General features: G+C 70.7%; 6 protein-coding genes. 4 read left to right on the plus strand and 2 right to left on the minus strand.

Annotated elements, in window-relative coordinates; genetic code table 11:
• Nucleotides 1-55: 55 nt before the first annotated feature.
• The gene (locus RTM68_RS16640; RefSeq protein WP_312173077.1) at nucleotides 56-703 is read left to right on the plus strand and encodes a dihydrofolate reductase family protein; all 648 of its coding nucleotides are present in this window, start codon (nucleotides 56-58) and stop codon (nucleotides 701-703) included.
• A 49-nt stretch (nucleotides 704-752) separates the two neighbouring features.
• Nucleotides 753-1,730, plus strand: coding sequence for a 1,4-dihydroxy-2-naphthoate polyprenyltransferase (locus RTM68_RS16645; RefSeq protein ID WP_312173064.1), 978 nt, complete (start codon nucleotides 753-755; stop codon nucleotides 1,728-1,730).
• Nucleotides 1,731-1,850: 120 nt separating this feature from the next.
• On the opposite strand, the gene RTM68_RS16650 is transcribed toward RTM68_RS16645, so the two are convergent.
• Complete coding sequence (locus RTM68_RS16650; RefSeq protein WP_312173067.1) at nucleotides 1,851-2,168, minus strand: DUF4229 domain-containing protein; 318 nt, start codon at nucleotides 2,166-2,168, stop codon at nucleotides 1,851-1,853.
• A gap of 50 nt (nucleotides 2,169-2,218) precedes the next feature.
• Nucleotides 2,219-3,121 (minus strand): hypothetical protein, encoded by a 903-nt coding sequence (locus RTM68_RS16655; protein WP_312173069.1) that lies wholly within the window; start codon nucleotides 3,119-3,121, stop codon nucleotides 2,219-2,221.
• Nucleotides 3,122-3,242: 121 nt separating this feature from the next.
• On the opposite strand from RTM68_RS16655, the gene RTM68_RS16660 reads away from it, so the two are divergent.
• A complete protein-coding gene (locus RTM68_RS16660; protein ID WP_312173072.1) occupies nucleotides 3,243-4,253 on the plus strand; it encodes a glycosyltransferase family 2 protein in 1,011 nt (336 codons plus the stop codon).
• Nucleotides 4,250-4,987, plus strand: a 738-nt coding sequence (locus RTM68_RS16665) for a polysialyltransferase family glycosyltransferase (RefSeq protein WP_312173075.1), incomplete at its 3' end; no start/stop codon positions are given. The genes RTM68_RS16660 and RTM68_RS16665, both read left to right, overlap by 4 nt.

The raw sequence follows: 4,987 nt of genomic DNA on the forward strand, positions 1-4,987 counted from the left end.
CCGCACCGCTGACCCGCACCGCTGACCCGCACCACCCGGCTGCAGAAGAGAGTCCATCATGGCCGTTCGCGTCGACCTCAACATCTCCCTCGACGGATTCGCGACCACCACAGACCAGACACCCGAGAAGCCGTTCGGCGACGACTGGCCGCGACTCGTGGCCGCCTATGCGGCGACGCGGACCTTCCGCAGCCGCGTGCTCGGCGACGACTCGGGCGCCGGCACGACCGGTGTCGACGAGAAGTACGCCCACGCGTACTTCGAGGGCGTCGGCGCCGAGATCATGGGCGCAGGCATGTTCGGCCTGCATCAGAACGTCGACGACCGGGAATGGCGTGGGTGGTGGGGTGAGACCCCGCCGTTCGAGGTGCCGGTGTACGTGCTCACCCACACCACGCGCGACTCGATCGAGTTCGCGAACGACACGGTGTTCCACTTCGTCGACGCTGCGCCGGAGGAGATCCTTCCGCGCGCGATCGACGCGGCCGACGGTGGTGATGTTCGCATCGGCGGTGGGGTGAACGTGGTGCGGCAGTTCCTGCGCGCGGGACTCGTCGATCGTGTGCACCTGGCGGTGGCGCCGCTCGTGCTCGGCAGCGGAGAGCGCATCTGGGAGGGGCTCCGCGGCCTCGAGAACGGCTACGAGGTGCACTCCGAGGTGGCCGAGAGCGGTGTCACGCACGTGACGTTCGAGCGTCGCTGAGCTCGTCCGCTCGACGGCCGACATCGTCGCGGCCAGTAGGATTCCCTGCGTGGCAGCATCCTCGAAGCGCAAGAAGAATCATGCCCGCGTGAGCGGCAATCCCGCCAAGCGGGCCAGCGGCAACCCCGCCAACCGGCCCGTCATCGAGGCGGGCCCGGTCACGGTCGGGGACTGGATCGGTGCGGCCCGTCTGCGCACGCTGCCGCTCGCCGTCGCCCCGGTCGTGATCGGCACCGGAGCCGCGCGCAGCACCGGGCCCGAGTTCCACTGGGTGATCGCCCTGGCCTGCCTCGCGGTCGCGGTGCTGCTGCAGATCGGTGTGAACTTCGCGAACGACTACAGCGACGGCATCCGCGGCACCGATGCGGTGCGGGTCGGTCCCGCCCGCCTCACCGCCTCCGGCCGGGTGAAGCCGCGTACCGTGCTGATCATCGCCCTCGTGTTCTTCGCGCTCGCCGCCGTCGTCGGCCTCGCGATCGTGATCCGCACCGAGCAGTGGTGGATGCTGGCGGTCGGCGCGGCGTGCATCGTCGCCGCCTGGTTCTACACCGGCGGCAAGCGCCCGTACGGCTATAACGCTCTCGGCGAGGTCTTCGTCTTCATCTTCTTCGGCCTGGTGGCCACGCTCGGCACGACCTGGGTGCAGGTGTTCGAGCTGCCGCAGCAGGCCTGGCTCGGCGCGATCGCCGCCGGGCTGTTCGCCTGCGCGGTGCTGCTCGCCAACAACCTGCGCGACATCGACCAGGACCGCGAGGTCGGCAAGCGCACCCTGACGGTGCTGATCGGCAAGCGCGCCACCCAGGCGCTGTTCACGCTGTTCGTGATCGCCCCCTTCGGCATCCTGATCTTCCTCGCGCTGCTGTATCCGATCGCGTGGGTCGGTCTGCTCGCGCTGCTCGCGGGACTCCCGGCGATCCTGATCGTCTGGACCTACCGGCAGGCGAAGGAACTGGTGATCGCGCTCGCGCTCACGTCGCTCACGGCTCTGCTGTACGCGGGCGCACTGTTCTGGGCGTTCGCCGGCTGATATCCATCGGGCGGGGAAGTCAGGGGGCGTGCCCTGGACGGACCTAGGAGGATCGCGGAGATGGTGGTCGCGCCCGCCGGTCGATGAGCGAGAACGATGCCCCGGCGCGGCGGTTCGCCGTCAGACCCGCGGCGCAGACCCCGTACTGCCGGAATCGGGACGCCCGGCGCCGTCGATCGCCTCGTCTTCGGCGTCCGCGTCGGCCTGAGCGGCCTCGCTGCGTCCGCCCCGACGCTCGACGAGGCGCGCCGAGGCATCCGCGAGCGGAGCCCGCAGGAACAGCATCGAGATGCTCACGCCGATGAGGGCGGCGAAGATCGCGGCGAGCCACCAGAACTCGCGGAAGATCGGGAAGAAGAACCACATCACGGCCAGCGGGACGAGGAATGCCAGCAGCCGCAGCACGGTGTAGACGAGGAAAGGCGCACGGTTCTTCACCCGAACAGTCTACGTTCGCGCTCTGAGGCACCGGCTGGGAGCGGGGCTCGTCAGGAGTCGATCCCCAGGGCGCGGAACGGGATGCCGCGCACGACGCGGTGCCACGGATGCTCGCCGAGCGACCACAGCAGCTTCGCGTCGAGGTCGAGGGCGAGGTCTTCGCAGCCGACCGGCAGTGGCACCCGGTCGCGCTCGAGGGCGTCTCGTCTCCCGGTCCACAGAGCGCCGGGGTGCATCCGGTCGGACTGCGACACGAAGTGACGTTCGCCCCAGCGCACCGCGCCCTGCATGCGCGGGAGCCCGGGCGAGAAGCGCTCCTGCTCCTCGAAGTGCCCGTCATCGGTCTCGGGGATCGTGAACTCCGCGATCCGGCCGGAGTCGGCCGTCAGATACTCGCCGATCAGCACTCTCCTCAAGGGTGTGCCGTCGGCGTCGAAGACGCGGCCGAGATACGAGCAGCGCAGGTCGATCGGATGCACGCGCGTGCGCACGGCGACGAGAGCGGATGCCCGCACACCGCGCCCCGAGAGCCCGGCGATTCGACGCGCCTCGGCACCCCGCACCCGCCGGATGGCGGACAGGTCGAACTCCCAGATGCCCCGGCCCGTGGCGGCGACGAAGAGCCGGTCGCCGAACCACGCCAGACCTCCGGCGTGGATCGGCGCGGGCTGCAGCATCCCGTCCTCGTCGATCGCGAGCAGCACGTCGAGGTGCCGTGAGCGTTCGAGGTCGACGAAGGCGACCCTCGAGGCGAGGTGCGTGCCGTCGAGCTTCTGACGGAACCAGCTCACGGCCAGCGTTCGACGCCCCTGCCACTCGCCGAGGTCGACGCCCTGCGGATACCAGCGGCGGGTCCAGGTGCGAGCGCTGAGCCAGCGCAGGTCGACGGTGCCACGGTGCTTCTGGCGCACCGGGCGCCACGTCGTCCCGAACGGCCACAGCATGTGTCCCATCGTCGCCGATCCGCGCCGGCGGCGCGAACCGACGGCACGAGACACCGCGCGTTCACCTCGTCGTCTCCGATCGGCAAGGAGCGCCTGACACCATGCCGGGACCGTCCACCCCGGGAGTTCCGTGCGCACACCGCTCGTCACCGTCATCCTTCCTGCCAAGGACGCAGGCGCGTACATCGGTACGACGCTCGAGACGCTGACCCGCCAGTTCGACGACCCGGCGGCGCTGAAACTCGTGGCGATCGACGACGGGTCGCGCGACGGCACCGGCACGCTGATGCGACGGTACGCGGAGCGGTTCCCCCACGCCGAGGTCATCACCAATGCGACCCCGCGCGGCCTTGCGACGGCCCGCAATCAGGGACTCGCGCACGTCGAGGGCGACGCGTTCTGCTTTCTCGACGGTGATGACTGGATGCAGCCGCGGCGCCTCGAGGTGCTCGCGCGCCGACTCGACGACCTGGGCTGCGACGTCCTGCGCACCGACCACGTGACCGTCACCGACGGCACGCGCGTGCTGAAGCCTGCGCCGTATCCGTGGCGTGATCGCGTCGCGTCGCCGCGCGACGCGATCCTCCCCGAAGACGAGTCGACCATGGTCGACTATCCGTACGCCTGGGCCGGCATGCTTCATCGCCGGGTGCTCGACGACGGCCTCGCCGCCTTCACCCCCGGGCTCTTCACGGCCGAGGACCGTCCGTGGATCTGGCGCCTGCACCTGCAGGCCCGCTCGTTCGCGGTGGTCGACGCGCCCGCCCTGCTGTACCGGCGTGGTGTCTCGACCTCGCTCACGCAGGCGCGTGACCGGCGGCAGCTCGATTTCGTGCGGGCGATGCACGAGGTGCTCGACATCGTCGAGGCGGATGCCGAGGCGGAGCGCTTCCTGCCGAAGGCGGTGTGGACAGTGCTCGCGCTGAGCTCACGGCATCTGGTGCGCGCGCGCCGCATGACCCCCTCGTTGCGGAGGGAGATGCGCAGCGGCATCCGAGGTCTTCTCCAGCGGCTGCCCGAGGGGACGACGGGGACAGTGCTGACCCGGCTCGACGGGCCGCGTCGCCGGGTGCTGGCCTCCCTGCTCCGCGAGACCGCCGCGGGATCGGAGCACGTCGGTGCGGACGGTGTGCGCGTATGACCCAGCTCTTCGCGCTGCACAGCGCCTACGGACTCGCGACAGCGGCCGCAGCCCTCGACGGGGGTCTGCTGGGTGCGCGCGGCGAGCGGCTGCTCGTGCCGTTCCACTCGTCCCGCGTGCCCGAGACCTCGGTCGGCATCATCGCGGATCCCGCACTCGCGACCCTGCGCGCGCGCTTCGACCGGATCGAGGACCTCGACGAGCTGGTCGGGCCTCTGCATCCCGGTTCGTGGGAGCCGGAGCCCGCGGATCTTCCGCTCCTGCGACGACTGCTGACGCGCGCGTGGGGTCTCGACGACGACCTCGAGATACTGCTGCAGAGCCCTCAGGTCGCTCCCGCGCGCACCCTGATGCGGGTCTTCCCGCATGCGCGCATCACGATCGTCGGAGACGGGTTGATGACCTACTCGCCGATGCGCATCGCGCTGCCGCACACCGTCACCGCGCGTATCGGCCGGGTCGTGCACGCCGACGTCGTGCCGGGGGTCGTGCCGCTCGTCGGGTCGCCGCACGCCGAGCCGGTGCCGGTGCCGCCCGCGGCCTTCGGCGTCGTTCTGCGTGAGGTGGCCGATGCGGCGGTCGATCCGGTGGCCGAGGCACCGAGCGACGACGGCACGTCGACCGTGCTGGTGCTCGGGCAGTACCTCTCGGCGCTCGGACTGGTGAGCGAAGCCGAGGAGGTCGCTCTGCAGAGCGCGATGATCGACCGCGCCGCCGCGCACGACCCGCAGCGC

It is taken from the genome of Microbacterium sp. (assembly GCF_031988965.1).
GTDB lineage: Bacteria > Actinomycetota > Actinomycetes > Actinomycetales > Microbacteriaceae > Microbacterium.

Coding starts and splice junctions, on each gene's coding strand:
- RTM68_RS16655 (WP_312173069.1), bottom strand. CDS start 3,121: ATGGGACACATGCTGTGGCCGTTCGGGACGACGTGGCGCCCGGTGCGC.